The organism is Streptomyces sp. NPDC059142 (assembly GCF_042755665.1).
GTDB lineage: Bacteria > Actinomycetota > Actinomycetes > Streptomycetales > Streptomycetaceae > Streptomyces.
In genome coordinates, this window is sequence record NZ_JBHZDA010000029.1 from 21854 (window position 1) to 47125 (window position 25272).

Here is a 25272-nt window from a genome sequence, read left to right on the forward strand (position 1 = left end):
GCAGCAGCGTCCGACTCGCTTCCAGAAATGGATGGGCCGACACCCGGTCAAAGCCGGTCTGTCCGTGGCCCTGTCCACAGGGATCTTCTTCGCGCTCTTCTTCTGGGTGCTGTCGGACGACGAGGAGCCCGACAGCTTCCTGTTCGCCGCGATCATCGGGCTGCTCCTGGGGCTGGTCCTCGGCTTCTTCACCGTCGTTCCGGAGCGGCTCCGGCAGCGTCGGCTCAAGCGTCTGGGGATCTGGGACGGATCATGAGGGGCCCGGGCCCGAGGTCCGGGGCCCGAGGTCCGGGAGCCCGAAGGGTTCGTCGGTCCGCGTTCGGCCGGCCGGTCGCAGCCCGCGTATCACTTCACCGTGATCCGTGATCCGTGATCCGTGATCCGTGATCCTCCTCCGTGATCTGTCAGCGCGGATCCTTCAGGTCCTCGTGTGCGTCGCGGTCCGCGGTCACCGGCCCGGGAAGCGGGCGCCCCAGGGTTCCTCTTCCAGGAGGAGGCCGTTGGCGAGGTAGCTGATGGTGCGGTACCAGCCGGCCAGCACGAGGAGTTCGAGAAGCTGGCCGTCCTCGTAGTGCACACGCAGGGCGTCCCAGGCGGTCTGCGAGAGCCGCGCCGTGTCGTGCAGTTCGTCGACCGCGCCGAGGAGTGCCGCGTGGTGGGGCGGCCAGGAGACGTCCGCTGCCGGATCGGGTCCGGTCGTCGCCTGGAGCTGTTCGGGCCGGAGTCCGGCCTGCGGGGCGAGGCTTGCGGCGTGCACGCCCCACTCGTAGGAACAGCCGGTGCGCGCGGTGACGCGGGCGATGACGAGCTCCCGGTCGACGGCGGGGAGACTGCCGTGCCTCAGGAGCCCGGCGCCCAGGGCGAACATGCGCGAGGCCAGGTCGGGGTTGCGGTGCAGGACGCGGAAGAGTGTGAGCGGCTCATGCGGTACGCCGGGGGGCATCCACCGGCGGAGTGCCTGGGCGACAGGGGCCGGGTACGGCGGGGCGAGCGGTTCGATGCGCGGCATGGAACACCCCTTGCTTCGATTTTCGAATCAGTATCATGCTTCGAGAAGCGAAGCACAAGGAGTGGGTGAGGAGTGCGTGATGGGAGCCGTAACGCCACGGCCCGGTGTGCCGGTGCGGGGGTCCGCGTCGGGCCGCCCGGTCATGGCCGCGCTCGATCTGCTGGGACGGCGCTGGACGATGCGCATCCTGTGGGAGCTGCACCGGACACCGGCAGGCTTCCGTGAACTGCAACGCCGATGCGAGCGCATGTCCTCCAGCGTGCTCAGCACCCGCCTCGACGAGCTGACCGGCGCCCGCCTGCTCACCCTGCACAGCGACGGCTACCACCTCACGCCGCTCGGTGCGGATCTTGTCGAGGCACTGAGTCCGTTGGACGCCTGGAGCCGGCGATGGGCAAGGGAGACGGACACGGACACGGAGACGGAGACGGACACCGCCGCGGCCGAGGACTGAGATCGCCGAGCGGGCGGCGGGGCGATCCGGCGTACGCGGAGAGCCGCGCCCCGGGGCCGGAGCCGCGACGCGTACTCAGCCGGTGTGCGCCACCACGGCGTCGATGAGCAGGGGCCAGAGCGCGCGGGGGCGGTCGTGGCCCATGTCGGGGACCAGCAGGAGTTCGGCACCGGGCACCAGCTCCGCGGTGCGCCTGCCGCCGCTGGGGTCGATCAGCGTGTCGTCCAGGCCGTGGATCACCAGGGTCGGTACCCGCAGTTCACGCAGCGCGTCCGCGCGGGAACCGCTGAGGATCATCGCACCGAGCTGTCGTCCGATCCCCGCGGGACGGTAGGCGCGGTCGTAGCTCGCGGCGGCCAGTTCGCGCAGCACGGCGGCGTCACCGTACCGCTGGGAGGCCCACACCAGTTCCTTCTCCGCCGCCGCGACATACCCCGCCCGGTCGGCGGGCTTCGGGCCGAACAGCACGGCCTGGGCCTGCGGGCTGGGCCGGCCGTACGCGCTCTCGCCGGTCGAGGACATCATCGACGTCAGGGTCAGCACCCGCTCCGGGGCGGAGACGGCCATCGTCTGGGCGATCATTCCTCCCATCGAGGCGCCGACCACATGGGCGCGTTCGACACCGAGCGCGGTGAGCAGGCCGAGGCCGTCCCCGGCCATGTCGGAGAGCCGGTACGGGACCATCGCGAGCGCGGCGGGCAGGTCGCCCGAGCTGACGGCGGCGATGAACTCGCCCATGTCGACGGGGTGGTCGTCGAACGTGGTGGACAGCCCGCAGTCGCGGTTGTCGTACCGGATGACGTAGCGGCCGCGGTCGGCCAGCGCCCGGCAGAAACCCTCGTGCCAGGCGAGCATCTGCGCGCCGAAACCCATCACGAGCAGGACCGGGGGGTCGCCGGGGTCGCCGAAGGTCTCGTACGCGAGGGACACGTCGGGAGACACACCGATGATCGACATGCGGGGAGCCTGCCACGGCGGGGCCATGGCGCGCACCCGGAATTCCGGCGGGGGGTCAGTCCGGCCGCAGGGCCTCGGCCCGCGCCTGGAGGGCTTCGAGCAGGGCGTGTACGGGTGGCGTGGACGGCGCGTCCGGTGCGGTGCAGAGGCCGATGCGCCGCCTGGCGGTGGGGGTGACGGGAAGGGTGCGGGTGTCGTCCCGGTCCTCGACGGCCAGGAGGGGGATGAGGGCGATGCCGACCCCCGCCGCGACGAGCGCCTGCATGAAGCGGTAGTCGCTGGAGCGGCAGACGACCTCGGGTGTCAGGCCGTGCGCGGAGGTGAGGGCGTCGACCGCCTTTCCCGGCAGGTCCCATCCGTGGATCCACGGTTCGTCGGCGACGTCTTCGAGGCGGGCCGTCCGGCAGGAGGCGAGCCGGTGGCCGGCGGGGACGACCAGGTGCAGGTCGTCGTGGAGGAGCGGGTGGTAGGTGCAGCGGGCTGCGGCGTCCTTCCAGCTCGACGGTGGTTGCCGGGTGTTGAAGTGGTAGACGAGGGCCGCGTCGGCGCGGCCGTCGCCGAGGGCGGCCAGGGCCTCGGCGGGCTCGGATTCGATCACCGTGGTGTCGACGTGGGCCTCGCGCCGCGCCTCCAGCGCGGCGAGTGCGGGCGCGAGCAGGAAGGCGCCGGCGCTGGGGAAGGTGGCGACGGTCACCGAGGGCGGTCCTTGGTCCCGCAGTTGGTCCAGCGTCCGCTGGGCCCGGTGCAGTTCGCCGTGGACGGTGTCGGCGGTGCGCGCGAGGGCCCGGCCCGCCGGGGTGAGGGTGACGCCCCGGGTGCTGCGCTCGAAGAGCGTCGATCCGGCGGCTCGTTCGAGAGCCGCCATCTGCTGCGAGACGGCCGAGGGAGTCATGTGCAGCGCGCGGGCCGCGCGGGCGAAGCTCCCCCGGTGGGCCACCTCGCGGAACAGGGCGAGCCACCGTACATCGATCATCAGTTCCCCTTACCGCCCGGTGAGCAATACCGTACTTCTGCTTACGACGCGCCGCTGCCAGCCTGGCCGCATGATGCTCGACGCACGGGAGCGCTCCGGGGCCGCCCTGGCTCTGGGGGCGGTATGCCTCATCGGCGGGTCCGTCGCCGCCGCCACCCGCCTTCACGGCTACCCGCTCCTCGGTGGGCAGGCCGTCCGCTACGGGCTGGCGACCGTGTTCCTGCTGATCTGGGCTCGCGTACGCCGGCACACCTTTCCACGGCCCTCCCCGGCCCAGACGGCACGGGTCTTCCTGCTGGCCGCGACCGGGATGGCCGGGTACGGCGCCGTGCTCGTCCACGCCACCTCGATGACCTCGCCGGGCGATGTCGGTGTCACGCTGGGCGCCGCGCCACTGGTCATCGTCCTGGTCCAGTCCCTGCTCGTACGGGTCCGCCCCTCCGGGAATCTGATCGGCGGGGCGCTGTGCGTGGCCGGCGGGTCCGCCGTGGCACAGCTCTCCACCAGCGGCACAGCGCAGTGGAACGCCCAGGGCCTCGCGTGGTCGTGTCTCGCCCTCACCGGGGTGTGCGCGGTCACCCTGCTCGGCGCGCCCGCCACCCGGGCGCTCGGATCGCTGACCGCCACCACCTACGCGTGCGCACTCGCCTCGGGCATGCTCTTCCTGGCCGCCGTGATCAACGGCCGGGTCACCGGCGCGCCCGTACTGCGGCGGCCGAGCGGCGCCGAACTCCCGGCACTGGTCTTCCTCGCCCTCGGCGTGACCACGGTCGTCTTCCTGATGTGGTACGGAGCCGTCGAGCGGCTCGGCGCCGGCCGGACCGGCCTCTTCAACGGCCTGGTGCCCCTCGCCTCACTTCTGGCCCTGGCCGTGACCGGCACGACGACCACCTCTCTCCACCAGATCGCGGGAGCCGTACTCGTCCTCGTCGGAGTCGCCTTCGGACTCCGGGGCGGGAGAGGGGGCACCCCACCACCACGGCGGTCGCGGCCGGCTGGATGACGGGCGCCCGCGCTCGGACGGGCGGCCCCGACCGGCCCCGGTCGCTCACCGGGACCCGCTGGGTAGGCTGTGGCCATGGTCGGGTTTCGGGTCACCTGCACGGTCGAGCGCACGGAGACAGCCGCGCGGTTATCCCTTGAGCCGTGCGTTCTTCTCCGTCACGGCCTCGCGGTCCTCACGGTCTTCGCCGAACTCCCGTACCACCAGGCCGCCGTGGTCAGCGGTGCCGGCCAGAGCGGGCGGAGGCCCTAGGCCGACCACGGGGACGCTGGTGGAGTACGTGGTGGGCCACGCCGCGAGGGCCGTGATCCTCAGGCGGTTCGAGGCATGCCCGCACCCGCTCGCCGACGACGAGTCCGATGGTCACGGGGGCTCCTCATCACGCCCGGTCCGCTGCGCACGCGCCGGCCGGCAGGCACTTCTGCCCGCGCCCGCCGGTGGTCCGGGCGCGATCGCTCCGTGTCCCTGACGGGTGTGGCGCGGCTTCGCCCGTTCCGGACCGAGGGGCGGGGCGTCCTCGTGGCAGGTGCCGTCATACACCGAAGAAGGGGGAGAAAGTGCTGGTCGAGTCGGTCTACAGAAGTGAGGATGTGCCGGTCGCGGACAGGTTCGACCGCTGGCGTGCGCTGGTCGGCGAAACACACGCGCCCGTCGATGTGGACAGCGATCATCGGAAGGATTTCCGTGTCCACCAACGCAATCTGAGCCTCGGCCCCGTATCGGTATGGCCGTCGTCCTTCCAGCCGGTGGTGTTCCGCCGTACTCGTCAACTGATCCGGGAATCGGACCCCGAGGGGCTGCATGTCACGCTTCCGCTCAAGGGGGCGCTGTGCGTCAGCAGTGGACGGAACGAGGCACTGTACGGACCGGATCGCCTGAACGTACTCGATACGTCCCATCCGTTCGAGGTCCGCTCCATCGGTGGCGGTGACGGCCGGCACACCGGGGTCGGAGTGGAGGTTCCGGCGGCGCTGCTGTCCGTTCCGGGACACCGGATCGACCGGCTGGCCGGGCTGCGGGTGTCGGCGCGGGAGGGATACGGGGCGCTGCTGGCGCAGTTGCTCACCCAGCTCGCGACCCACGACAACGCGTACAACCCCGCTGACGGCCCCCGTCTGGGGACGGTCGTGGTCGATCTGCTCTCCGCGTTGTTCGCCCAAGCCCTCGACGCCGGCTCCTCCCTGCCCGAGGAGACCCACCGGCGGGCGCTGGAGCTGCGTATCCGGGCCTTCATCCAGGCGAACCTGCACGATCCGCAGCTCTCCCCGCGCACCGTCGCCGCCGCACACCACATCTCCGTCAGCTACCTCCACCGCCTGTTCCAGCAGGAGGACCACACGGTCGCCTCCTGGATCCGGGGCCAGCGGCTGGACCGGGCGCGCCACGCGCTCGCCGACCCCATGTCGTACGCCACCCCGGTCCACGCCATCGGCGCCCGCTGCGGATTCCCCCGCGCCTCCGACTTCACCCGGGCCTTCCGCACGGCCTACGGCGTCCCGCCCACGGAATACCGTCAGCTGTCCCGGCACATCGCCGGGTAGACGCGTTGCCAAGTAAGTGTGCACGCAGTGCTAACGACCGCCGAGCCGTCGCGGCATACCGTGAGAGACGCAGAAAGGGAGACCTGGACGGCACGGCCGGAACCACTGCTCCACGACCCGAGGGGGGAGATCGTGGCAGTGGTTGCTCGGACGTGTCCGGTGCACCTCCGGATCCAGCCTCCTACGCGTCAAGGAAGAAAACGGGGCATGAACCGCATCAGGCAAACCCTCACCACGCGCACCATCGCGGCCGCCACGAGCGGTGCAGCTCGCCGCCCCGGGGGCGCAGGGTAGGAGAGGCCGAAAGCGGATTCCGGGCGGACACAAGCTCCGCCTGGATGGCCAGGTGAACCTGACCCCCGCGAACTTCGCCGAGGACGGCGGCATCCACCACGCCGCCGTCCGTATCCGTCACGACGGCGAATTCCGGAACGGGGCAGGCATCTCACGGCCCCGCATCAGCGAGTGCCAGGGGCTCGCACAGAGCGCGCCCGGGCCCGGCACAGGGCCCGGAGACGCGGAACGGGCGGCACGGGAGACCTCCGGGCCTTGTCCGGCAGGCGGCGCCACGGGGGGCATCGTCTGCCGCACGGCACGGAGGTCTGCCCGCGCCGCCCGCCGGGGAACCATCCCCCGATCGACATCACACGACGTGACCGACCACGATCCGGGCCGCGAACGCCGCCCCGGGCAGATGCCTGCGCGGGCGCAGGGCCCTCGACGACGCCATGACCGGGCGCACCATGATGCTCACCGGGCGCTGCACGGCCGTCAGGCGACGGTCCGGGCAGCCGCCGTCATGCCGGTGAATGGGTGAGGGCGTGGGCGCGCTGCCACAGGTGGGCCGCTAGGTCCGGGTCCGTGGCCGGGGCGCGCAGGGGTTCCGGGGTGAGGCGGTTGTAGAAGACGTTCCTCAGTTCGCCGCGGTCGGTGGTGGCGATCCTGAGGATCGGCTCCGCGCCCTCCTCCGGTGACCGTGTCAGGCGTCGGCCGAGCAGGCTCGCCTTGGCCGCCGTGACGAGTGTGGAGTCGCGGTCGAAGCCGGAGCGGACGGTGCCGGGGTGGAACGCGACAGCGGTCATCGTGTCCGGTGTCCGGCGGTTGATCTCGGCGGCGTGGAGGACGCCTGCCAGTTTCGAGGCGTTGTACGTGCGCATCTGCGCGTAGCGGCTGCCCGCGCGGTCCAGGTCGTCCGGGTCGAGTCTGCCGAACCGGTAGAGGCTGGAACCGGTGTTGATGACAAGGGGAGAGGGGGCCTGCGCGAGCTTTTCCCGGAGGAGCGATGTCAGGAGGAAGGGGGAGAGGAAATTGACCTGCATGGTCAGCTCATGACCGTCCGGGGTCGTCTGCCGCTCGGGCGAGACGACCCCGGCGTTGTTGACCAGGATGTCTATCCGCGGTACGCGGGAGATCAGGTGCTGGGCGAGTTCGCGCACTTCGCTGAAGCGCGCGAAGTCCGTGGGAAGGGCGGTGCCGCCGATTTCGTCGGCGACGGCGCGGGTTCTGCCCGCCGCGCGGCCCACGACGACGACCGAGGCGCCCATCGCGGCCATGCGCCGTGCGGCGGCCGCGCCGACGCCGGAACTGGCGCCGGTGACGACGGCGATCAGGCCGTCCAGTGTTTCTGCTGCCATGGCTCCGACGCTAGGCGCCGTGCCGAGGCCGAGGAAGTGAGCCGTGATCCTGGTGACGGCGGCACCAGGGTCCGCCGGCCGTCCCCGCCTACGCTTGTCCTCATGGACGACCGCACCGTGAATCCGCTGGGCGATTATCTGCGGGCTCGCCGTGGTCTGCTCCGTCCCTCGGATGTCGGCTTTCCCGCGACCGCGCGCCGGCGCGTGCCCGGTCTGCGCCGCGAGGAGGTCGCGACGCTCTCCGGGATCAGCGTGGACTACTACCTCGGCCTGGAACAGGGACGTGACCGGCGGCCGTCCCCGGAGATCCTCCGGGCACTCGCTCGGGCTCTGCGGCTCGACGAGCCCGCGACCGCCCACCTGTTCGGGCTCGCCCACGGCGTACCGCGTCCGCGCGGGCGCACCCACCGCCACCGGGTGTCTCCCAGCCTGGCCCGGCTGATCGACTCCTGGCCGGTGACGCCCGCGTTCGTACAGACCCGTACGTTCCTGGTGCTGGCGGCGAATCCGCTGGCCCAGGCCCTCTCGCCCGCGCACACCCCGGGGACCAACCTCGTACGGACCGTGTTTCTGGACCCGGACAGCTTCCCGGTCGCACCGGATCCGCGGCCGGACTTCGTGGCCTGTCTGCGCGGGCTGGCCGGTACGGAGGTCGACGATCCCGAACTGATGGAACTGGTGGGCGAGTTGTCGGCGCGCAGCGAGAGCTTCCGGCGCCTCTGGGCCAGGCACGATGTCCGGGGCCGCACCGAGGGCAGGACGACGATCGCTCACCCGCGGGTCGGGACCCTCACACTCGATCTCGAACGGTTTCTCGTGTCCTCCGCGCCGGACCAGCACCTGGTGGTCTACTCCGCGGAGCCGGACAGCCGGTCGTCCGAGGCGCTGCGTCAGCTCGCGGAACCGGCCGACCGGACCGGTACGCCCGCACCCCGGCGGCCGGGGGCCTGAGCCGGGGTACGCCCCCCCGGCCCCGGCCCGTACCGCTACGGGAGGTACACGAGGCCGTCGGTGGTGATGGTCGGGCGTCCCGCGGTGCCGACGACGACGATCTTGACGGTGTGTTTGGCGCTGGTGGCCCAGCTCTTGGTCCAGATGGCGTGCCGGTAGGTGGTGGTGGCGGACTTGAGGTCGACCGTGGTCGCCTTGACCCCGTCGACATAGACATGGGCCTGGCCGGAGGTGGCGGCGCGGGAGACCACCCAGGCCGCGGACCTGCCGGTGAACGTCCAGGTCAGAGCGGCGTTCTTGGAGGAGCTTGCGTAGGACTTCCCGCCGAGGTAGTTCGTGGAGGACTTGGTGGTCCAGGTGCCCGACCTGGTGGCGGCGGTCTCCTGGAGGATGGTCGGCCTTCCGGCCACGGACGCGGCGGCCGTGTTGCCGGCCTGGTCGCGGGCCGTCATGTTCCAGGTGGTCGAGGCGCCGGACTTGGCCGTGTGCGCGGCGCTGGTGGTGGTCGGTCCGTACGTCTTGGCCAGAGGAGCGGTGAGCAGGACGTCCTTGAGCGCCGTCTTGTCGGTGGCCTTCCACCCCAGGGTGAGCGGTACGGCGGTGGTGTTGACGACGCCGGTGCGCAGCGTGAGGTTGGGCTTGGTGGTGAAGGCGGGGGCGGTGGTGTCCGCGATGACGGTGGTGGCCGTCGTGGTGGCGGTCCTGCCGGACTGGTGCACCGCTCGTACGCTGATCTGGTGGCTGCCGGGTGTGAGCGTCACCCTGGCCGTGGACGCGGTGCCCGCGGTCTTGGCGGCCGCGGCCCCGTCGACCAGGACCTCGTACTGGCGGATGAGCGAACCCGGCGTCTTGGAGGACCAGTTCACGGTGACGGTGGACTTCGTGTAGTAGGCCGTCCCGGACTTCGTGGCCCCGGTGAGGGAGGTGAGGGCCAGCCCGGTGACCGGGCCCGCGGCCAGGGTGCGCAGGGCGGGCAGTTGGTTGTGGAAGGCGTCGCCGGGGCACTGCGTGTTGTAGCCGTCGCGGTGTCCGTGGACCGTGGGGAAGGAGAGCTTGGCGCCCTTGGCCCAGGTCCTGCCCGTGAAGCTGCGGCCGTTGTCACCGGCGGTGAGTGTGGTGGTGCCCGCCGGATCGACACCGTACTGCCCGAGCTTCCAGGCGGCGACACGGGCGACGGAGGTCATCGCGGCCTGCGCGGGCGCGGTGTCGGTGTAGGTGCCCAGGACGGCGATTCCGGCGGTCTCGGCGTTGAAACCGTAGGCGTGCGCGCCCTGTACGGGCCGGCCGATGCCGCCCTTGCGGCCCTCGTAGACGGTGCCGCACTTGTCGACGAGGAAGTTGTAGCCGATGTCCTTCCAGCCCAACTGCTCGACGTGGTAGGCGTAGATGCCGCGTACGACGGCGGGCGCCTGGGCGCAGGTGTACGTGTTGGACTCGGCGGTGTGGTGCACCACCACGGCCTTGACCTTGCCGTCGGGGAGGTAGCCGGGCTCCTCCGGGCTGATCGACTCGTCCGCTCCCCAGGCCGCCCGGGACGTCACGGGCGGCTGCGGCACGGTGGAAGGCAGGTCGGGCGGCACCGAGGCCGTCGGCGCGGTGCCGGTCGGTACCGGGGCGGACGTGTCAGGGGCGGACGGCGTCGGCGTGTCCGCGGACGGCGCGTCGGACGGCGGTACTTCGGCCGACGGAGACGAGCCCGGTGTGCCGTCCGCCGTCTCCTGCGGGGTCCCGGGGCCCGGGGGCTCCTCCGACGCCTGCTCCGAGGGGTCGGCCGTCGGCGGGGCTTCGCCGGGCAGCGGGGTGGTGCCGGAGGACGGCGGCTCCTCGTCGCCGTCGACGGTGAAGGACGCCGGATCCATCGAGGTCACCGAGGCTGTGCCCGGGTCGACCATGTCCAGCCGCAGACCGGCGGGCAGCCCCGCGGCCGTCCCCGCCCCCGAACGCACCCGCGCCTCGACACTGTCGGACGGGCCCACCCAGGCGGGTTCCGTACCGCCCCGGGCCGCCCCCTGCTCACCCTGCCCGCTGTCCCCGTCCAGCCGCAGCCACGGCGACCACTTCCCGGAACCGGCCGCCCGTGTCCGGACCTCCACCGTTGCGGTGGCCCGCGCGGCGGGATCGGTCCATGTCACGCCCACCATGCTGAACGGCGCGGTCTCCCGCCGCGCCAGCGACGCGCCGCGGCCACCGTCCTCGCTCGTCAGCTCGGCCGTACGCGCCTGCGCCCTGACCGGTCCGGCCTTGCCCTCCGCCGTGTCGCGCGTCCCCGCGTCGCCGGGCAGTGCCTGGAACACCAGCACCCCTGTCACGCCGGCCACCGCCGTCGCCGCGGTCATCCAGATCCGTCTTCGCGTCACGCGCCCCACCCCTTTTCATCCGACGTGCCCACCGGTGTCCGGTGATCGGATGCACCCAACAGCACACTTTCGGCGCACCCCCGGCGAGAACGTACACCGTGAGGGGCAGCCGGGCCTCATCTCCAGCGCAGCAGGTCGCCCGTCTCGTTGCGGGCCAGGAACAGGGTGAGATACGTCTGCCCCGCCATGACGCCGACGCGGTGCTCCCGCCCGTAGTAGGTGTTCTCCCCGGCGGCGCCGTAGGTCCGGCCGTCGGGGAAGCGGGCCATGAGGGAGAGCTGCGCTTCGTTGTGCCGTTGCTCCCACACGGCGGCGGAGGGGGAGATGCCGCGGTCCTGTCCGGTGAGGGAGACCAGAAGGTCGAAGTTGCCGAAGTAGAAGGGGAAGTGCGTGCCCCAGTCGTTGCCCTCGGGGTAGTGGATCTCCGCCGAGTCCACGCGGTAGATCGGGCTGGTGCCCCCGCCGGGCAGCGGGAAGGGTTTGTCGACGAGGGCCGCGTAGGTCCGGTCGATGTTGTGCAGCGCGGCCCGTGGGGCGGCCCGGTTCGCCAGGCCGAAGACGAAGCCCTGGTAGAGGCTCTGGTCGAAGGCCACCATGTACAGCGGGTGCAGCCGTGCGTGGTTCTCCAGTGTGCCGTCGTCGGCGATGTTCGTCCCCTGGAGCCAGGAGGCCGGCCGGATGCCGTTGATGCGCCTACCGCTGGTGAGGTCGGCCGGCCTGGCCGCCGCGGCCAGCAGGAGTTCGATGTTGCGGCGCGTCCAGCGGGCGGTGTGCGGGTGGCACGGCATCATCGCGGCGGCCAGCGAGAGGGCGGCGGCGCTCCAGTTGTCCTCCTCGGCCTTGCTGTCACCGGGGGTGACGACGGTGCCGTCGCGGCGGGTCATGTAGAGCTGATCACCACCGGTGCCGATGAGGTGGACCCCGTCGCCGGTGGTGAGCCGGTCCGCCTCCCACACCAGCATCGCGACGAGATGACCCTGTGCCGTGGTGTCCAGCCGGTCCCAGAAGAGCCAGCCCGCCAGGGCCGTGTAGTACGCCCACAGCGCGGTCTGCCAGCCGCCGCCCCAACGGGTCCCGGGGTCCGGGTTGTTGGCCAGGTGGCGGGCGGCGAGGGTGCGGATCAGGTTGCGGGTACGGACGGTGGCGTTCGCGGCGGAGAGCGTCCGCGGGTCGTACACGTCCGTGACCAGGGCCGTGGCGGCGGCGACCGCCGCCATGGCGGGCAGCCGGACGGCCCGTTCGTCGGTGCCCCGGAGATCGATGTGGCCGTCGGGAAGGTAGTGGGTGTAGGTGGCGGCGTACCAGGGTCCGATCAGATACCGGGCGCTCCCGGCGAGGACGGCGGTCACCCGTGTTCCGGCGGCGTCCGCCCCTGAATAGGAGCCCAGTGCGGGCCAGTTGACCGGTACCACGCCCTGGCCGTCCGCTGCCAGGGCGGTGCCCGTCGCCCCGGCTCCGAACGCACCGGCGAGTCCGAGCGAGCCCGCCGCTCCGAGGAGACGGCGTCGGGAGAGTGCCGGCGGGTCGGACATGGATGCTCCTCCTGGCGGGGGTCGCGGTGTGCCCTGGGCGGTACGCACGGGGACCGGCCCCGGGCGGTGCTCACTCGAAGAACTTGAGGCTGTACCCGACGTCGGTGGGGGAGCCGGGGACGTTGGCCCGGCGGTAGGTGGTGTTGCTCCACCAGACGGCCGTGCCGGTGTACCAGTACCGGTTGGACCATGAGTACGGGGTGCCCTTGGCGACCGCGTGGAACATGGTCGGGAACCGGTTGCCGGACGGCGGGCCGGAGGCGACGTCGCCGCGCGGCAGGACGAAGGTGTGGTGGCCGGGGCCGTCGACGTTCAGTGTGGGGTCCCAGCCCGCCATCATGGTCGCGGCGTGCGAGCCGAACAGGCAGCCGTTGCTCTTGTACCAGTCCCAGACGTACGTCGGATCTCCGCCGGCCCGCAGCCGCAGATCGGCGATGCAGTACTGGTTGCTCCAACTGCCGTTCGCGGAGTACGTGATGTGCAACTGGCCGCTGGGGTCGACGACCGGCTGAGGCGCTTCGTTGATGTACGGGTTGCCCACGACCCGCTCCCACGGCTCGCGTGGCTGGGAGATGACGTAACGTCCGCCCGTGGTCGTGGTGGGACCGCTCATCCGGGCGATGTACAGGTTCTGTTCGACGTTGGTGTCGCCGGACCAGCCGGACCACACGAACCAGCGCTGGCCGCCGAAGGTGAGGGGCACCCCGTCGATGGCCCACTTGTCGGCGGGCAGGGCGACCTTCGTCGCGGCGGAGTAGCCGGAGTCCGGGCTGGCGGAGCTGATGTGGTACATCCGGTGGGCCGCGCCGCCGCCGGCCGCGAAGTAGATGCGGTACTGCCCGTCGTGGTGCACGATCTCCGGGGCCCAGACCTCGCCGAGGCCGCCGGTGTCCTGCCACACCTGGTGCTTGGGCGCGGTGGCGACTGCCTCCAGGGTGGTCGCCGTCCGCACCGCGATGCCGCCGTCCACGGACTTGGCGGAGACATAGAGGTCACCGACCTTGATGATGCTCGGGTCGGCGCCGCCCACGAGGGGGCGGCCGAGCGTGGACGGCGGTTGGTCCGTCGCCCCGGTGACGGTCCCGGCGGGTCCGGTGAGCGCCCCGCCGGGTCCGGCGGCGGTCCCGGTGGGTCCGGCGGCGGTCGCGGTGTGCCCGAGGAGCAGCGTGGCGACGAGTCCGAGGGGAACGAGGCCGGCGGACCAACGGGTGGGGCGCATCAGGTTCCTCTCGATCATGTGCACGACAGATAGCGCTTTCATCTCACCACCCCGAGGTGAGTGGCTGTCAAGAGGGAGGGCGCGGGGTCAGCGGTCGGTTCCGAAGTAGCGGTCGCCGAAGTCGCCTATGCCCGGCATCATGTACGCGTTCTCGTTGAGCCCCTCCTCGATGGCGGAGGTCACGATCCGCACCCCGGGGTAGCGGTCGCAGACCGCGGCGATGCCCTCGGGGCAGGTGATGAAGTTGACGAAGACGATGTGCTCCTCGGGGACGCCGAGGTCGCGCAGGACCTCGATGGCCGCGAGGGCGGTGCCGCCGGTGGCCAGCATCGGGTCGAGGAGGAGGACCTGGCGGGAGGCGATGTCCTCGGGGAACGCCGTGTAGTACAGGCGCGGCTGCTTGGTCGTCTTGTCACGCTGGATGAGGACCTTGCCGATCCTGATACCGGGGACGACGGCGCGCAGTTCGGCCTCCATGCTCTCCCCGGCGCGGACGATCGGCACCCCCACCAGGTTCTCCGCGAAGCGCAGACCGCGGTAGGTCCGGCCGACGGGGGTCGTGATGTCGCAGGGCTCGAAGGGCAGCAGGTTCAGCGCCGCCTCGGTGAGCAGGCGGATGATCCGGCCCGCGTAGAAGACGAAGTCCTCGCGGTCGGCGTCGCGGTCGCGGACCATGGTGTGCAGGGCGCGCAACTGGTCGGTCTGCGGGAGCAGATGGACGCTGGTGCCGAGACGGTGGTGGTACGACGTGGCGGTGGTGGCGGTGGTGGCGGTGGCCGGCTGCATGACGGTGGTCATCGGGGGCTCCTCTGAATCCGAAGGGGGAAGGGCGGGGGGGGGAAGGGCGAAGAGCGGTCAGTCGACCGGGGGCTGCTCGAAGGTGTGGGGGAGTTCCGGGGTGGTGGTGAACTGCCCGGCGGAGACGCGGTAGACGGACCGGCCGCCCGACCGGCGCCACAACTCGCGCATCACGTACACGAGTTTGGCGTTGTGCTCCTCTTCCTCCTCGACGGCCCGTGCGATGTGCCAGTCCCACTCCCGGGCCCAGCGCGGGTCGTCCTGGTCGTCCATCGCCGTGTCGAAGAGGCCGTCGATCGCCGTCAGCTTCGACGGGGTGACGAAGTGGCCCCGGGAGAAGAGCACCCCGAGGATGCCGGTCCAGTAGCAGGCGACCGCGCGGCGCTGCTCCTCGGCGGGCAGGGCGTCCGCGATGTGCCGCATCGCGTGGAGCGCGGTGACCAGGTGCAGCAGGAGGAAGTCGCCCGGTTCGGTCAGGTAGAGCACGGTGACGAGATGGGCGAGCTGTTCCCAACTGGCGTCGGGGTCCTGTGTGTCGACCCAGGAGGGGGTCTCGTACATCAGCGGGTGGCCCTCGCCGAGCATCCGGGCGATCCGGTACTGCAACCCGGACCGCATCAGTTCGGGGTGGATGCCGTCGCCCGTACCGCCGACCAGGTCCTCGACCCACGGGCCGAGCCGGGCTCCGTTCTCCTCCCAGTGGCGGGCGATCTCCAGCATCGAGTCCCGGGGCCCCGCGGTGACGGACCCCGCGGTGACGGGCGCTCCGGAGGGCCGGGCACGCTCGGGGTGGCAGTCGACGTACGCGAAGGCCAGGTAGGCGATGCCCTCGATGGCCATCCGGCGGTTGCCCGCGTCCAGGGCCCAGCCCAGGTGGATGGTCGCGTGCTGGAGCGCGCCGACCCAGCCGGGGAGCAGCCGCGGTACGTACTCCCGCAGCAGGCCCGCCATGCCCAGTTCCCGTTCGCGCCGGTCGAAGAACGCGCAGTAGGCGGCGAAGTCCTGGCGCCGGCCGAGGAGTTCGAGCCAGTTGCTGTCGTCGATCACCCGCTGGGGGGACCGGGCCGGCTCCACGCGGCAGCCGTACGGGGTGAGGGCGATGTAGTTGTCGTGGTACGCCCTGATCCGGGCGGGATCGACACCGAGCCCGGAGAGGGCGACGACGGCGTGCTTGATGTGGTTGGTGAGATGGCCGTTGAACTCGATGTGGTACGTGCTGTCGTCGAGCAGGCTCTCGACGGTACGGGCATCGCCGTCGGCCGGCAGCACGGTCAGGATCTGCTCCACGGCCTGGGCGAACGTGTCGGCGACATGGGTCGGTGAGACCGACTCCAGCTCCGCCCGCTCGTGCACCCCGTAGGTGACCGCCACCGACGCCAGACCGGCCGCCGCCGCCATGTTCAGGTCGTGGGTGGTGTCGCCGACCATCACGGCGTGCTCGGGCCGGGCGCCGAGCCGTCCGAGGATCAGCAGCCCCGACTCGGGGTGCGGCTTGGGGTGGGTGACGTCGTCGGCGCCGACCAGTTCGGTGATGTGGTCGCGCAGGCCCGCGGCGGTGAGCAGGGCTTCGGCGCTGGCGTGGAACTTGCTGGTGGCCACCGTCACCACGATGCCCCGCCGGCGCAGTTCGGCCAGGCCCTCGGGGACGCCGGGGAAGACCAGCGAGCGGGCGCGCGGCAGGATGACGGTGCGGAACGCCTCCTGGTAGCGCGCCACGCCCTCGGCGACCGAGGGGTCGTCCTGCGGCACCCCCAGCAGTTTCCCGAACGCCTGCTCAAGGGGCAGGCCGATCGTGGCCCGGATGTCCGCCGGGTCCCGGGGCGCGAGGCCCATCGCCCAGAAGGCGGCGTCGAACGTCTCCACGATCGCCCGCGGCGAGTCGACGAGCGTGCCGTCCAGGTCGAACATCGCGACCCGGGCGGTCCCGGTGTCCTCCGTACCGGCCGGGACCGGGACGGTCTGTGCCGGGGCGTCCTGCGTCGGGGCGTTGTGCGGGGCCGGGGCGGTGTGCAGGGAGGTCGTGGTCACGGTCACTGGTCTTCCTCTCGTCGGAGCAGGGAGTGGGCCGCCGCGAGCCGGCCGCCGATCCGCGCGGTGTGGATGAGCACGGCGGTGTTGGCCCGTGCGGAGCGTCCTTCGGTGGCGCGGTCGACCGCGCGCATGACGTACTTGGTGACGGCGCCGCCCCGGACCCCGTCCGCCGCCGCGCCGCGCAGGGCGTCGGTGATGGCGGCCTCGACGTCCGCCTCGTCGATGGCGTCCTCCGGCCGGGTCGGGCTGGTGATGAGGACGCCGCCGGGATTGCCCAGCGCCCAGTGGTTCTCGACGGTGCGGGCGATCAGGGCCTCGTCGTCCAGCCGCTGCGGGGCGCGCAGCCCGCTGGAGCGGCAGTAGAAGGCGGGGAAGTCGTCGGAGCCGTGGGCGATGACGGGCACGCAGTGGGTCTCCAGGAACTCCAGGGTCAGACCGAGGTCCAGGATCTTCTTCGCCCCGGCGCAGACCACCGCCACCCTGGAGCGGGTGAACTGGATCAGGTCGGAGGAGATGTCCATGGTGGTCTCGGCGCCCCGGTGGACCCCGCCGATCCCGGCGGAGGAGAAGAACGGGATACCGGCCAGTTCCGCGGCGACCAGCGAGGAGGCGACCGTGGTGGCCCCGGTGCCGCCCGAGGCGAGGACGGCCGCCAGGTCCCTGCTGCTGACCTTGGGTATGCCCGGGGTGGAGGCGAAGCGCTCGATGTCGGCGTCGCCCATCCCGATCATGATGCGGCCGCCGTCGATGCCGATGGTGGCGGGCACGGCCCCGCCGTCCCGTACCGCGTCCTCGACCTTGCGGGCGGTGGCGGCGTTGTCGGGGTAGGGGAGTCCGTGGGTGATGACGTTCGATTCCAGGGCGACCACGGGGTCGCCTGCGGCGAGCGCGGTGGCCACCTCGTCGGTGAACACCAGGGGCACCGGACGGTGGCGCCGGGGGGCGGGGATCGTCATGGGAGGGGTCCTTCTCGTCGGCTGCGGGCGGCGGTCAGTAGTTGGGCGTCTTGCGCAGCAACTCCTGCCGGGCGACGATCTCGGGTATGTAGACCCGCTCGTTCCACACGTCCTGGGCGACGGGCTCCAGGGCGATGGAGACGACCTCCTCGGTGCAGCCGAAGGCGTTGCGTACGGCCGTGGTGACCGCGGCGACCAGCTCCAGCTCCTTCTCCTCGGTGATGGGCACCGGGAAGTGCTTGATGTTGATGTGGGGCACTCCGACCTCCTGGACGGTGGCTTGCGCCGGCTGGCTGGGGCGGGGGGACGTGGTGGGACCGGCGGGGAGCCGGTCGTTGAGGACGGCGGCGAGCCCGGCGACATGCGGCTCGCGCAGCAGTTCGTAGTGGCCGGCCCGCATCTGGTGGACGGCGGGCGGGCGGGCGGAGTAGCCGCCCTCGTTCTCGATGAAGGAGTAGTTGTCGTCGTCGGCCCTGACCAGGGTCACGGGGGCGTCGAGGCGGCGTCCGCGCAGCTCGTGGAAGTCGTACGTGAGGGAGTACGTACGCCGTACGATCCCGGTGACCGCCCGTACCAGCTCCTCGCCGAGGCCGGGGAAGACCGCGGTGACGTACGCGACGAAGCCGTCCTCGTCGGTGACGGTGCGCAGGCATTCGTCCAGCCGCGGGCCGCTGAGCGTGCCGGCGAAGACGGAGAAGAGCAGGGCGAGGAAGGCGCGGTCCCCGAAGTCGGCCCGCCCGGTGGCGCCGACGGCGTCCTCGGGGCGCAGCCGGGGCTGGCCGGGGGCCACCAGGAAGAGCTGCTCCACCTGCTCGCCGGCCTGTTCCAGTTGGCGCGCCGCCTCGAAGGCCACCCGGGCGCCGAAGGAGTAACCGCACAGCAGGTAGGGGCCGTTCGGCTGGATCTCCCGGATCGCCGCGACATCGGCGGCGGCCATGGCGCGGACATCGTCGTACGGGCGCTCGCCGGGGTTGATGCCGTGGGCCTGGACCCCGTGGACGGGCCGCTCGGTGCCGAGGGCCGCGGCCAGCGGGCGCAGGTTCATCGGATAGCCGCCGAGACCGGGCCAGCAGTACAGCGGGGTGCCCCTGCCCTCGGGCTGGAGCGGCACCAGGCGGGAGGCGGGCCGGGGCGAAGTGGCGTCCAGGGCGGCGGCGAGCCGTTCCACGGTGGGGGCCTCGAAGAGGATCTGCAGCGGGATCGCGCCGCCGAAGTCCGCGTTGAGCCGGCTGACCAGGGCCACGGCGAGCAGGGAGTTCCCGCCCAGCTCGAAGAAGTCGTCGGTGACGGAGACCTGGTCGCGTTTGAGGACGGCCTGCCAGACATCGCGGATCCGCCGCTCCAGGGGGGTGCGGGGGGCGACGAAAGCGCGGTCGCCGACGGTCAGTTCGGTCTCCTGGGCGGCTTGCAGGGCCTTCAGGTCGATCTTGCCGTTGGCGGTCTGGGGCAGCCGGTCCAGGACGACGATCCGGTTGGGCAGCATGTAGCGGGGCAGCAGCGCGGCCAGATCCTCCTTGATCAGCTCGGCGGGCCCCTGCATGTGGACCACGTCCTCCTTCATGTCCTCGCCGTGCCACTGCGCTTCGCTGACCCGTCCGCCGACGGAGAAGTACGAGGGTCCCGCGGGCAGCCCGTGGTCGGCGAGGATCCGGCCCAGCCGCTTGGCCGACGGCAGGTCGTTGCCGGACTTCGAGCTGTAGCCCGAGGACATGAGGCCGAGGCGCAGATCGTTCATCTGGAGGCGCTGGAGCCCCCGGCCCAGGTCGAGGTAGTGCCGCCAGGGGGCGGAGCCGGTGGCGACCATGCTGATGCCGAAGTCGGAACGCTCGTAGACCCGCTGGTTGATGGCGATGACGTGCTTCTTGAGGATCACGTCGTCGCCGACGCGTACGAGTCCGGCGCCGGTGTAGCGGTACTGGCCCGGCGCCAGGCCCTCGATCCGGGAGGAGTGGGCCTGGACGTACAGGTCGAGTCCGCCGGTGTCCTCGGACGCGTCCCGCTCCAGCGGCAGGAGGTCGAAGCTGCCCAGGTAGTGGTCCTCGGGCGCGCAGTCGAGCCGCTGGGCGACGGCGGGGGTGTACGCGGCCCCGGCGATCCGCAGTCCGTGGGCCGGCAGCACCTCGTCGAAGAGGCCGAGCATGTGGCCCGCCTCGATCTCCAGGACCTCGCGGACGTTGTTGCGGTAGACCGGCTCGATGGCACCGTGCTTGCCGAGGAAGTGGACCCGTACCCCGGAGGCCGTGGTCTCGGCGGCGGGGCCGACGAGGACCAGCCGGTGGTGGAGCGGGTGGTAGTAGTACACGCCCGCCGGGAGGCCGTGTTCCCCACCGGTCTCGATGTAGAGCTGGGTGGCGTACAGGGAGCCGGGGGAGGCGTAGGCGTACTTGGGCAGCAGCCGCTGGTCGCTGAGGTGGCGGCCGAAGTTCCGCAGGATCGTGCCGAGTTCGCCGAGACCGACGGGTTCCGAGCCGCGGGCGGGCGGCCGGGGCCTGGTCCGGGGGGCGAGCAGGCGCAGGACGTCGTCCCGGGTCACCGCGGCGCCTTCGTAGAAGCGGTACGTCTTGCGGGAGAAGGCGAGGGCCCGCTGCGCGGGGGTGGCCTCGGCGCCGGGCAGGTCCACGGACGCGCGGCCGGCCAGGTCGGCGTCGGTGCGGCAGCCGGGGTGCGCGAGCTGGGCCCTGACCTGGAGCCTGCTGTGCTTGGACTGGTGGTGGGAGCCGTGGTTGCCCTGGTCCATCAGGGCGGCTTCCTTGGGGTTGAGCTCGACGAAGGCGACGAGGTTCTGGAAGCCCGTGGTGGCGTCGTCGCGGAGCAGGACGGCGGCGGCGCGTACCCAGTCGTGGGTCTCGACGGTCTGGCGTATCTCGTCCAGCTCGACGCGGTAGCCGCGCAGCTTGACCTGGTTGTCGGCGCGTCCGACGAACTGCACCGTGCCGTCGGCGTTGACATGGGCGAGGTCGCCGGTCCGGTAGAGACGGGAGCCGGGCGCGTCGGAGAAGGGGTCGGCCAGGAACCGGTCGCCGGTCAGGTCGGGGCGGCCGAGGTAGCCGCGCGCCACCTGCACCCCGCCGATGTACAGCTCGCCGATCTCACCGGCGGAGACCGGCTCGCCGTCCTCCTTCAGGACGTGCAGGGAGGTGTCGTTCACCGGGGTGCCGATCGGCATGACGAGCGGGCCGTCCTCCAGCGCCGCGCGGTCCACCACGAAGGACGAGGCGTTGATGGTGCACTCGGTGGGGCCGTAGAGGTTGACCAGCCGGGCGTCCGGCATGGTGTCCAGGCACTGCGCGGCGAGGCTGCGGGAGAGCGCCTCGCCCCCGCTGAAGATACGGCGCAGGGACCGGCAGGCGGGGAACTTCTCGGTGTCCAGGAGCGCCTGGAGCAGGGTGGGGACGCACTGGAGGATGGTCACGCCGTGCCGCTCGACCGTGGCGATGATCGCCTCGGGGTCGCGGTAGATACCGGCGGATCCCATCACCACGGTGCTGCCGCAGGCCGGAGCGAGTAATTCCCACTGAGCGGCGTCGAAGCTCATGGGGGTCTTCTGGAGCACCGTTTCGTTTTCGTCGACACCGCACTCGTCGTGCAGCCAGCGCATTTGGCTCACGATGCTCCGGTGCTCGATCATGACGCCCTTGGGCTTTCCGGTGCTGCCGGAGGTGTAGATGACATAGGCGAGGTCGTCGGGTCGTACCTCCGGTTCCGGCAGTCCTGACGGGCGGCCGTATTTCTCGGTCGACTTCGGCACCTCGTCGAGAGTGAGTACGGTGACACCGGCCGGGGCCAATTCCCGAAGGGCCGGCCGCAGGAATTCCTGGGTGAGCACGATGTCGACGCCGGCGTCGAGCAGCATGTACGCGATTCTCTCCTCCGGGTATTCCGGCGACAGGGGTACGTAGCTGGCGCCGGCCCACAGGATCCCCCAGACGCCCTTCAGCAGGTCGAGCGACGGCTCCATGAACACGCCGACCCGGCTGTCCCGGCCCACTCCGGCCTGTCGTAGCAGCTCTCCCACACGGGAGCTGCACTCCGTCAACTGGGCGAAGGTCAGGCTCTGGTCCTCGTGGACGGCGGCGGTCCTGTCGGGAGTGGCCTGTGCTCGTTCGCGCAACAGGCCGGGCAGGCCGAGGGTGGCACGACGAGAGCAGGGGGCGGTCTCTACGCTCATGGGGGAGTCTTCCTTTTTCCGCGTCTCGGGAGGGTGGCGTCCACGGTGAGGACGGGACGCCGTGTCGAACTCTTCGTTCTTTTCCAGGGGCGGTACTCGGAATTGCTCGTCGGCCAGTGCGGTGGCGACCTGTGCAGAATGCGAGCGGAACGTCTGCGGAACGGACCGGAATTCCTGGGGAAGTTCTGAACGGGCGTCGCGCAGTTCGTCAAAAATTACCACGAAGAACCGATGCGCGCCAGATCCGTGCGTTACCGCATGCTATCTCCCCGGTCATTTCCCTGCGGATATCAAGAGAAATGAAAGGTGAAATGCGGGAGATGGTTCGTTTCTGTGGAGCGTTTTTCTGCCGTGCTGGTCCGTTCTAGCCGATCTGACGGTCGCGGCCCGCGGGCACGGCGGCCGCGATCTGGACCAGCGTCAGCACCAGGACGAAGGCGAGGGGGAGCCGCCAGTCGCCGGCGTGGTCGTAGAGGACACCGACGACGAGAGGGCCGGGAATGGAGAGGGCGTAGCCGTAACTCTGCACGAAGCCGGAGAGCCGGGCGACGGTGGTGCTGTCGCGGCCCCGCATGCCGATCATCGTCAGGGCCAGTGGGAAGGAACAGTTGGCGACGCCCAGGAGGACCGCCCAGAGCCAGGGTGCGACGGCGGGGTCGAACCACAGTCCGGCGTACCCGGCGAAGCCGCACGCGCCGATCGCCACGGCGATCCCGCTCTGGTGGCGCAGCCGGCCCGCCACGGCCGACAGCGCGAGGGACAGGGGAACCCCCAGCAGCGACGACACGGAGAACAACAGCCCGGCGGTGCCGGCGGACAGGCCCGCGTCCCGGTAGATCTGGGGCAGCCAGCCGATGATGATGTAGGCGGAACTGGCCTGGAGTCCGAAGTACGCGGTGAGCGCCCAGGCCGTGGGGTCGCGGGTGAGCCGGATCGCGGTCGGGGGCGGGGGCGGGGGGCCGACCGCGCCGCCGAGATGGCCCGCGGGCCGCTTCGTCCGGCGGCGCGCCAGGGCGAGCCAGGGAGGGACGGCCAGCGCCGCCAGCACCGACCAGGCGCCCAGCCCGTACCGCCAGTCGCCGCCGAACGCCTGCGTCAGGGGCACGGTCAGCGCCGCCGCCGAGGAGGCGCCGGCGTTCAGCGCCATGGAGTACAGGCCGGTCATCGCGCCCACCCGGTCGGGGAAGCGCTGTTTGACGACCATCGGCAACAGCACGTTGGCCACGGCGATCCCGGCCAGCGACAGCGCCGTCAGGACGACGAACAGCACCGGGTCGAGGGCGAACGACCGCAGCGCCAGCCCCGCGGCGAGCACCGCGGCGGCGACCGCGATGACACCGCTCGCCCCGAAGCGCCGGGCCAGCAGGGGGGCGGTCGAGCCGACCACCGCGAAACACACCGCGGGGATGGAGGTCACGACCCCCGTCACCGAGCCGCTCATGTCGAGGCTGTCCCTGACCTCCTCCAGGACGGGGCCGAGGCTGGTGACGCCGGGGCGCAGATTGAGGGCGGCCAGGACCAGTGCCACCACGGCCATCCGGCGCACGCCGCGCGGCGTGCCGCGGGGCGGGGCCGTGGTGGAACGAGGGGTGCTCTCGTTGACCTCATCCGTTGTCATAGACCCCATCATAGAGTCATCCCATGACTGAATGTCCAGTGATTCTCGTAGAGTCATGGGATGACTGTAGGTCTGACGTAGGCTGTGCGGCATGAACATGGATCCCGTACGCCGCCAAGCCCTGGGCGACCAAGTGATCGCCCGGCTCCGCGAGCAGATCACCTCAGGCGCCTGGCCCGTCGGCAGCCGCATCCCCACCGAGACCGAACTCGTCGAACAGCTCGGCGTCGCCCGGAACACGGTGCGCGAGGCCATCCGGGCCCTGGCGCACACCGGGCTGCTGGACATCCGCCACGGCTCCGGCTCCTACGTCCAGGCGACCAGCGAACTCGCGGGCATGATGCGCAACCGCTTCCAGAAGGCCAGGACGGAGGACATCGCCGACGTCCGCAGCGCCCTTGAGGTGCGCGCCGCCCGGCTCGCCTGCCGGCGCCGTACCGACGACGACCTGGAACGGCTCGACCACGCGCTCCAGCAGCGCCAGGACGCGTGGGTCGCGGGCGACCGGGTGGCCTTCGTCAACGCCGATGTGGCCTTCCACCTGGCCGTCGTCACCGCGTCCAGGAACTCGGTGCTCGCGGGGCTCCACGCCGACCTCGGCGAGGTCATCCGCGACTCGCTCCTGGACCACTTCGGCGACGCGCTGCGCTCCGAGCAGTTCCAGGACCACGCCACCCTGGTCGACGCCATCCGCGACCGCGACGCCGACCGCGCGGCGCGCGAGGCGGGCTCCTACATGGACTGAGACCGGCGCCCCTGAGGGGCGCCGGTCCCTTATCGCCGGTCCCTTATCGCCGGTCCGGTATTCCGGTCTCGTATCGCCGGTCCCGTATCCCGGTCTCGTATCGCCGGTTCCGTATCTCCGGTCCGGCATCTCCGACCCTGTATCTCCGGTCGCGGGTCAACCGCGTCCCGGCCCGCTCGTCATGGCTGCGAGCGGCGCAGCGGCACCACGTTCCACCAGGTCAGGCAGCGCAGCACCCACTCCAGCGGACCGTACCGGAAGCGGGCCAGCCACCAGCGGCTGAAGAGGGTCTGCGCCGCGATCACCGCCGCCGCCAGCACCATGGCGGTGACCCAGCGGGAGGAGTGCCGCAGACCCAGCGGACCCGCCGCGGCGAGCACGACGAGCGTCGCGGTGAGGTAGTTGGTCAGCGCCGTCCTGCCGAGCGGTTCGAGGACCGCAGACAGCGGCCGGCCCAGCCGGGTGCGCAGCACGAGCAGCAGCCCGGCGGCGTACGCGGCGGCGCCCAGCAGACCGGCCGCCGCCGCGATCCGGGTGGCGTACGGTCCCGCGGACGGATGGACGTGCTCCAGCCAGGTGGCGGCGACCGCCCCCACGACGGCGAGTACGAGCACGACGGTGAGCTGCCCGGTACGGCGGTCCAGCGTGCGGGCGACACCGAGTCGCGCGACGGCGAGCCCGAGCAGGAACAGCCCCGGGATGCTCGCCATTCCGCCCCCGGCGAGGGTGACCGAGGCGACGGACCCGAGCAGCCCCGCCGTCAGCACCACCCGGGTCGGCAGCCAGGAGGCGGGCAACAGGATCAGCAGCCCGAAGACCGCGTACGGCAGCAGCGCCTCCCCGGGGTGCAACTGCTGGTGCGCGAGGCCCAGCACCCCCAGCACCACCAGCCGGCGGGCCAGCAGCAGCCGGGGGCGCGGCGAACGGCGCGCCGCGCTCTCCAGGAAGAGCGCGAAGCTCAGTCCGAAGAGGAACGCGAAGACGGGGAAGAACCGTTGATGGACGAAGAGGTCCAGGAACGCGGGGACCGGGTGGACGGGGGAGTCGCCGTCACGCTTGGGCATCTCCATCAACTGGTACGGGATGTTGACCAGAAGGATGCCGCAGAGGGCGAAGCCGCGCAGCGCGTCCAGCGAGGTGATCCGGCGTGGTGCCCGCGCGGCGGACTCCCGGGCGGTGCCCTGGTCCGTCGAGTTCGTGGTGTTCATGGCCACCACGGTGCGGCAGCGGCACCGTACGGCACGTCGGGGGGCCGGCCCGTGCCCCCCCGCCCGGCGCGCCCACACACGGACGCCCCCCCCCGCCCCCCCCCCCCCCCCCCCCCGC

Annotated in this window: 21 protein-coding genes; 7 read left to right on the forward strand and 14 right to left on the reverse strand. The window is 71.7% G+C overall.

Going from position 1 to position 25272, the window contains the following annotated elements; translation table 11 throughout:
* Nucleotides 1-64: 64 nt before the first annotated feature.
* Entirely contained in the window at nt 65-256 is a 192-nt protein-coding gene (locus ACFXPK_RS13740) for a hypothetical protein (protein WP_385074942.1), read from the forward strand.
* 192 nt (nt 257-448) lie between these two features.
* Here ACFXPK_RS13740 and ACFXPK_RS13745 read toward each other — a convergent pair whose 3' ends face one another.
* Entirely contained in the window at nt 449-1009 is a 561-nt protein-coding gene (locus ACFXPK_RS13745; protein ID WP_385074944.1) for a carboxymuconolactone decarboxylase family protein, read from the reverse strand.
* Nucleotides 1010-1088: 79 nt separating this feature from the next.
* Between ACFXPK_RS13745 and ACFXPK_RS13750 the strand changes: the two genes are divergently transcribed.
* On the forward strand, nt 1089-1463 hold the full coding sequence (locus ACFXPK_RS13750) for a winged helix-turn-helix transcriptional regulator (protein ID WP_385074947.1): 375 nt from the start codon (nt 1089-1091) through the stop codon (nt 1461-1463).
* 75 nt (nt 1464-1538) lie between these two features.
* Here ACFXPK_RS13750 and ACFXPK_RS13755 read toward each other — a convergent pair whose 3' ends face one another.
* Nucleotides 1539-2420, reverse strand: coding sequence for an alpha/beta fold hydrolase (locus ACFXPK_RS13755; protein WP_385074950.1), 882 nt, complete (start codon nt 2418-2420; stop codon nt 1539-1541).
* Between the two features lie 55 nt (nt 2421-2475).
* Nucleotides 2476-3393: a LysR family transcriptional regulator gene (locus tag ACFXPK_RS13760; protein WP_385074952.1), complete on the reverse strand. Its 918-nt coding sequence runs from the start codon at nt 3391-3393 to the stop codon at nt 2476-2478.
* Nucleotides 3394-3463: 70 nt separating this feature from the next.
* On the opposite strand from ACFXPK_RS13760, the gene ACFXPK_RS13765 reads away from it, so the two are divergent.
* The 3 genes from ACFXPK_RS13765 (at nt 3464) to ACFXPK_RS13775 (ending at nt 5937) form a co-directional block, all read left to right on the forward strand.
* The gene (locus ACFXPK_RS13765; protein ID WP_385074955.1) at nt 3464-4396 is read left to right on the forward strand and encodes a DMT family transporter; all 933 of its coding nucleotides are present in this window, start codon (nt 3464-3466) and stop codon (nt 4394-4396) included.
* A gap of 75 nt (nt 4397-4471) precedes the next feature.
* Nucleotides 4472-4648: a hypothetical protein gene (locus ACFXPK_RS13770; protein WP_385074958.1), complete on the forward strand. Its 177-nt coding sequence runs from the start codon at nt 4472-4474 to the stop codon at nt 4646-4648.
* A 305-nt stretch (nt 4649-4953) separates the two neighbouring features.
* Nucleotides 4954-5937 carry an AraC family transcriptional regulator gene (locus tag ACFXPK_RS13775; protein ID WP_385074961.1) on the forward strand — a complete coding sequence of 328 codons (984 nt, stop codon included), beginning with the start codon at nt 4954-4956 and terminating at the stop codon, nt 5935-5937.
* A 643-nt stretch (nt 5938-6580) separates the two neighbouring features.
* Here ACFXPK_RS13775 and ACFXPK_RS13780 read toward each other — a convergent pair.
* Together ACFXPK_RS13780 and ACFXPK_RS13785 are read right to left on the reverse strand one after the other, a co-directional pair.
* Nucleotides 6581-6703: a hypothetical protein gene (locus tag ACFXPK_RS13780; protein WP_385074963.1), complete on the reverse strand. Its 123-nt coding sequence runs from the start codon at nt 6701-6703 to the stop codon at nt 6581-6583.
* A 31-nt stretch (nt 6704-6734) separates the two neighbouring features.
* Nucleotides 6735-7571, reverse strand: coding sequence for an SDR family NAD(P)-dependent oxidoreductase (locus tag ACFXPK_RS13785; protein WP_385074965.1), 837 nt, complete (start codon nt 7569-7571; stop codon nt 6735-6737).
* Nucleotides 7572-7673: 102 nt separating this feature from the next.
* Here ACFXPK_RS13785 and ACFXPK_RS13790 point away from each other — a divergent pair, with 102 nt between their 5' ends.
* Nucleotides 7674-8522, forward strand: coding sequence for a helix-turn-helix domain-containing protein (locus tag ACFXPK_RS13790; RefSeq protein WP_385074968.1), 849 nt, complete (start codon nt 7674-7676; stop codon nt 8520-8522).
* Nucleotides 8523-8557: 35 nt separating this feature from the next.
* Here the strand turns inward: ACFXPK_RS13790 and ACFXPK_RS13795 are convergent, their stop codons facing one another.
* From ACFXPK_RS13795 to ACFXPK_RS13830, 8 genes are all read right to left on the reverse strand, one after another.
* Nucleotides 8558-10858 carry an N-acetylmuramoyl-L-alanine amidase gene (locus tag ACFXPK_RS13795; RefSeq protein WP_385075013.1) on the reverse strand — a complete coding sequence of 767 codons (2301 nt, stop codon included), beginning with the start codon at nt 10856-10858 and terminating at the stop codon, nt 8558-8560.
* Between the two features lie 137 nt (nt 10859-10995).
* On the reverse strand, nt 10996-12411 hold the full coding sequence (locus ACFXPK_RS13800) for a hypothetical protein (RefSeq protein WP_385074971.1): 1416 nt from the start codon (nt 12409-12411) through the stop codon (nt 10996-10998).
* A 70-nt stretch (nt 12412-12481) separates the two neighbouring features.
* Nucleotides 12482-13441, reverse strand: coding sequence for a glycoside hydrolase family 43 protein (locus ACFXPK_RS13805; protein WP_385075015.1), 960 nt, complete (start codon nt 13439-13441; stop codon nt 12482-12484).
* A gap of 276 nt (nt 13442-13717) precedes the next feature.
* Nucleotides 13718-14428, reverse strand: a complete 711-nt coding sequence (gene upp / locus ACFXPK_RS13810) for a uracil phosphoribosyltransferase (RefSeq protein ID WP_384991788.1) — start codon at nt 14426-14428, stop codon at nt 13718-13720.
* A 57-nt stretch (nt 14429-14485) separates the two neighbouring features.
* Nucleotides 14486-16456, reverse strand: a complete 1971-nt coding sequence (locus tag ACFXPK_RS13815; protein ID WP_385074973.1) for an HAD-IA family hydrolase — start codon at nt 16454-16456, stop codon at nt 14486-14488.
* A 2-nt stretch (nt 16457-16458) separates the two neighbouring features.
* Nucleotides 16459-17415, reverse strand: a complete 957-nt coding sequence (locus ACFXPK_RS13820) for a pseudouridine-5'-phosphate glycosidase (protein ID WP_384991784.1) — start codon at nt 17413-17415, stop codon at nt 16459-16461.
* Nucleotides 17416-17449: 34 nt separating this feature from the next.
* On the reverse strand, nt 17450-21583 hold the full coding sequence (locus tag ACFXPK_RS13825; protein WP_385074975.1) for an amino acid adenylation domain-containing protein: 4134 nt from the start codon (nt 21581-21583) through the stop codon (nt 17450-17452).
* Nucleotides 21584-21947: 364 nt separating this feature from the next.
* Nucleotides 21948-23201: a CynX/NimT family MFS transporter gene (locus ACFXPK_RS13830; protein ID WP_384991778.1), complete on the reverse strand. Its 1254-nt coding sequence runs from the start codon at nt 23199-23201 to the stop codon at nt 21948-21950.
* A 91-nt stretch (nt 23202-23292) separates the two neighbouring features.
* Between ACFXPK_RS13830 and ACFXPK_RS13835 the strand changes: the two genes are divergently transcribed.
* Nucleotides 23293-23946: a FadR/GntR family transcriptional regulator gene (locus ACFXPK_RS13835; RefSeq protein ID WP_384991775.1), complete on the forward strand. Its 654-nt coding sequence runs from the start codon at nt 23293-23295 to the stop codon at nt 23944-23946.
* Nucleotides 23947-24125: 179 nt separating this feature from the next.
* On the opposite strand, the gene ACFXPK_RS13840 is transcribed toward ACFXPK_RS13835, so the two are convergent.
* Entirely contained in the window at nt 24126-25154 is a 1029-nt protein-coding gene (locus tag ACFXPK_RS13840; RefSeq protein ID WP_385074979.1) for a DUF418 domain-containing protein, read from the reverse strand.
* Nucleotides 25155-25272: the final 118 nt, after the last annotated feature.

Coding starts and splice junctions, on each gene's coding strand:
- ACFXPK_RS13760 (WP_385074952.1), bottom strand. CDS start 3,393: ATGATCGATGTACGGTGGCTCGCCCTGTTCCGCGAGGTGGCCCACCGG.
- ACFXPK_RS13785 (WP_385074965.1), bottom strand. CDS start 7,571: ATGGCAGCAGAAACACTGGACGGCCTGATCGCCGTCGTCACCGGCGCC.
- ACFXPK_RS13830 (WP_384991778.1), bottom strand. CDS start 23,201: ATGACAACGGATGAGGTCAACGAGAGCACCCCTCGTTCCACCACGGCC.
- upp (WP_384991788.1), bottom strand. CDS start 14,428: ATGACCACCGTCATGCAGCCGGCCACCGCCACCACCGCCACCACCGCC.
- ACFXPK_RS13840 (WP_385074979.1), bottom strand. CDS start 25,154: ATGAACACCACGAACTCGACGGACCAGGGCACCGCCCGGGAGTCCGCC.
- ACFXPK_RS13825 (WP_385074975.1), bottom strand. CDS start 21,583: ATGAGCGTAGAGACCGCCCCCTGCTCTCGTCGTGCCACCCTCGGCCTG.
- ACFXPK_RS13835 (WP_384991775.1), top strand. CDS start 23,293: ATGAACATGGATCCCGTACGCCGCCAAGCCCTGGGCGACCAAGTGATC.
- ACFXPK_RS13755 (WP_385074950.1), bottom strand. CDS start 2,420: ATGTCGATCATCGGTGTGTCTCCCGACGTGTCCCTCGCGTACGAGACC.
- ACFXPK_RS13795 (WP_385075013.1), bottom strand. CDS start 10,858: ATGACCGCGGCGACGGCGGTGGCCGGCGTGACAGGGGTGCTGGTGTTC.
- ACFXPK_RS13750 (WP_385074947.1), top strand. CDS start 1,089: ATGGGAGCCGTAACGCCACGGCCCGGTGTGCCGGTGCGGGGGTCCGCG.
- ACFXPK_RS13745 (WP_385074944.1), bottom strand. CDS start 1,009: ATGCCGCGCATCGAACCGCTCGCCCCGCCGTACCCGGCCCCTGTCGCC.
- ACFXPK_RS13800 (WP_385074971.1), bottom strand. CDS start 12,411: ATGTCCGACCCGCCGGCACTCTCCCGACGCCGTCTCCTCGGAGCGGCG.
- ACFXPK_RS13765 (WP_385074955.1), top strand. CDS start 3,464: ATGATGCTCGACGCACGGGAGCGCTCCGGGGCCGCCCTGGCTCTGGGG.
- ACFXPK_RS13770 (WP_385074958.1), top strand. CDS start 4,472: ATGGTCGGGTTTCGGGTCACCTGCACGGTCGAGCGCACGGAGACAGCC.
- ACFXPK_RS13820 (WP_384991784.1), bottom strand. CDS start 17,415: ATGACGATCCCCGCCCCCCGGCGCCACCGTCCGGTGCCCCTGGTGTTC.
- ACFXPK_RS13790 (WP_385074968.1), top strand. CDS start 7,674: ATGGACGACCGCACCGTGAATCCGCTGGGCGATTATCTGCGGGCTCGC.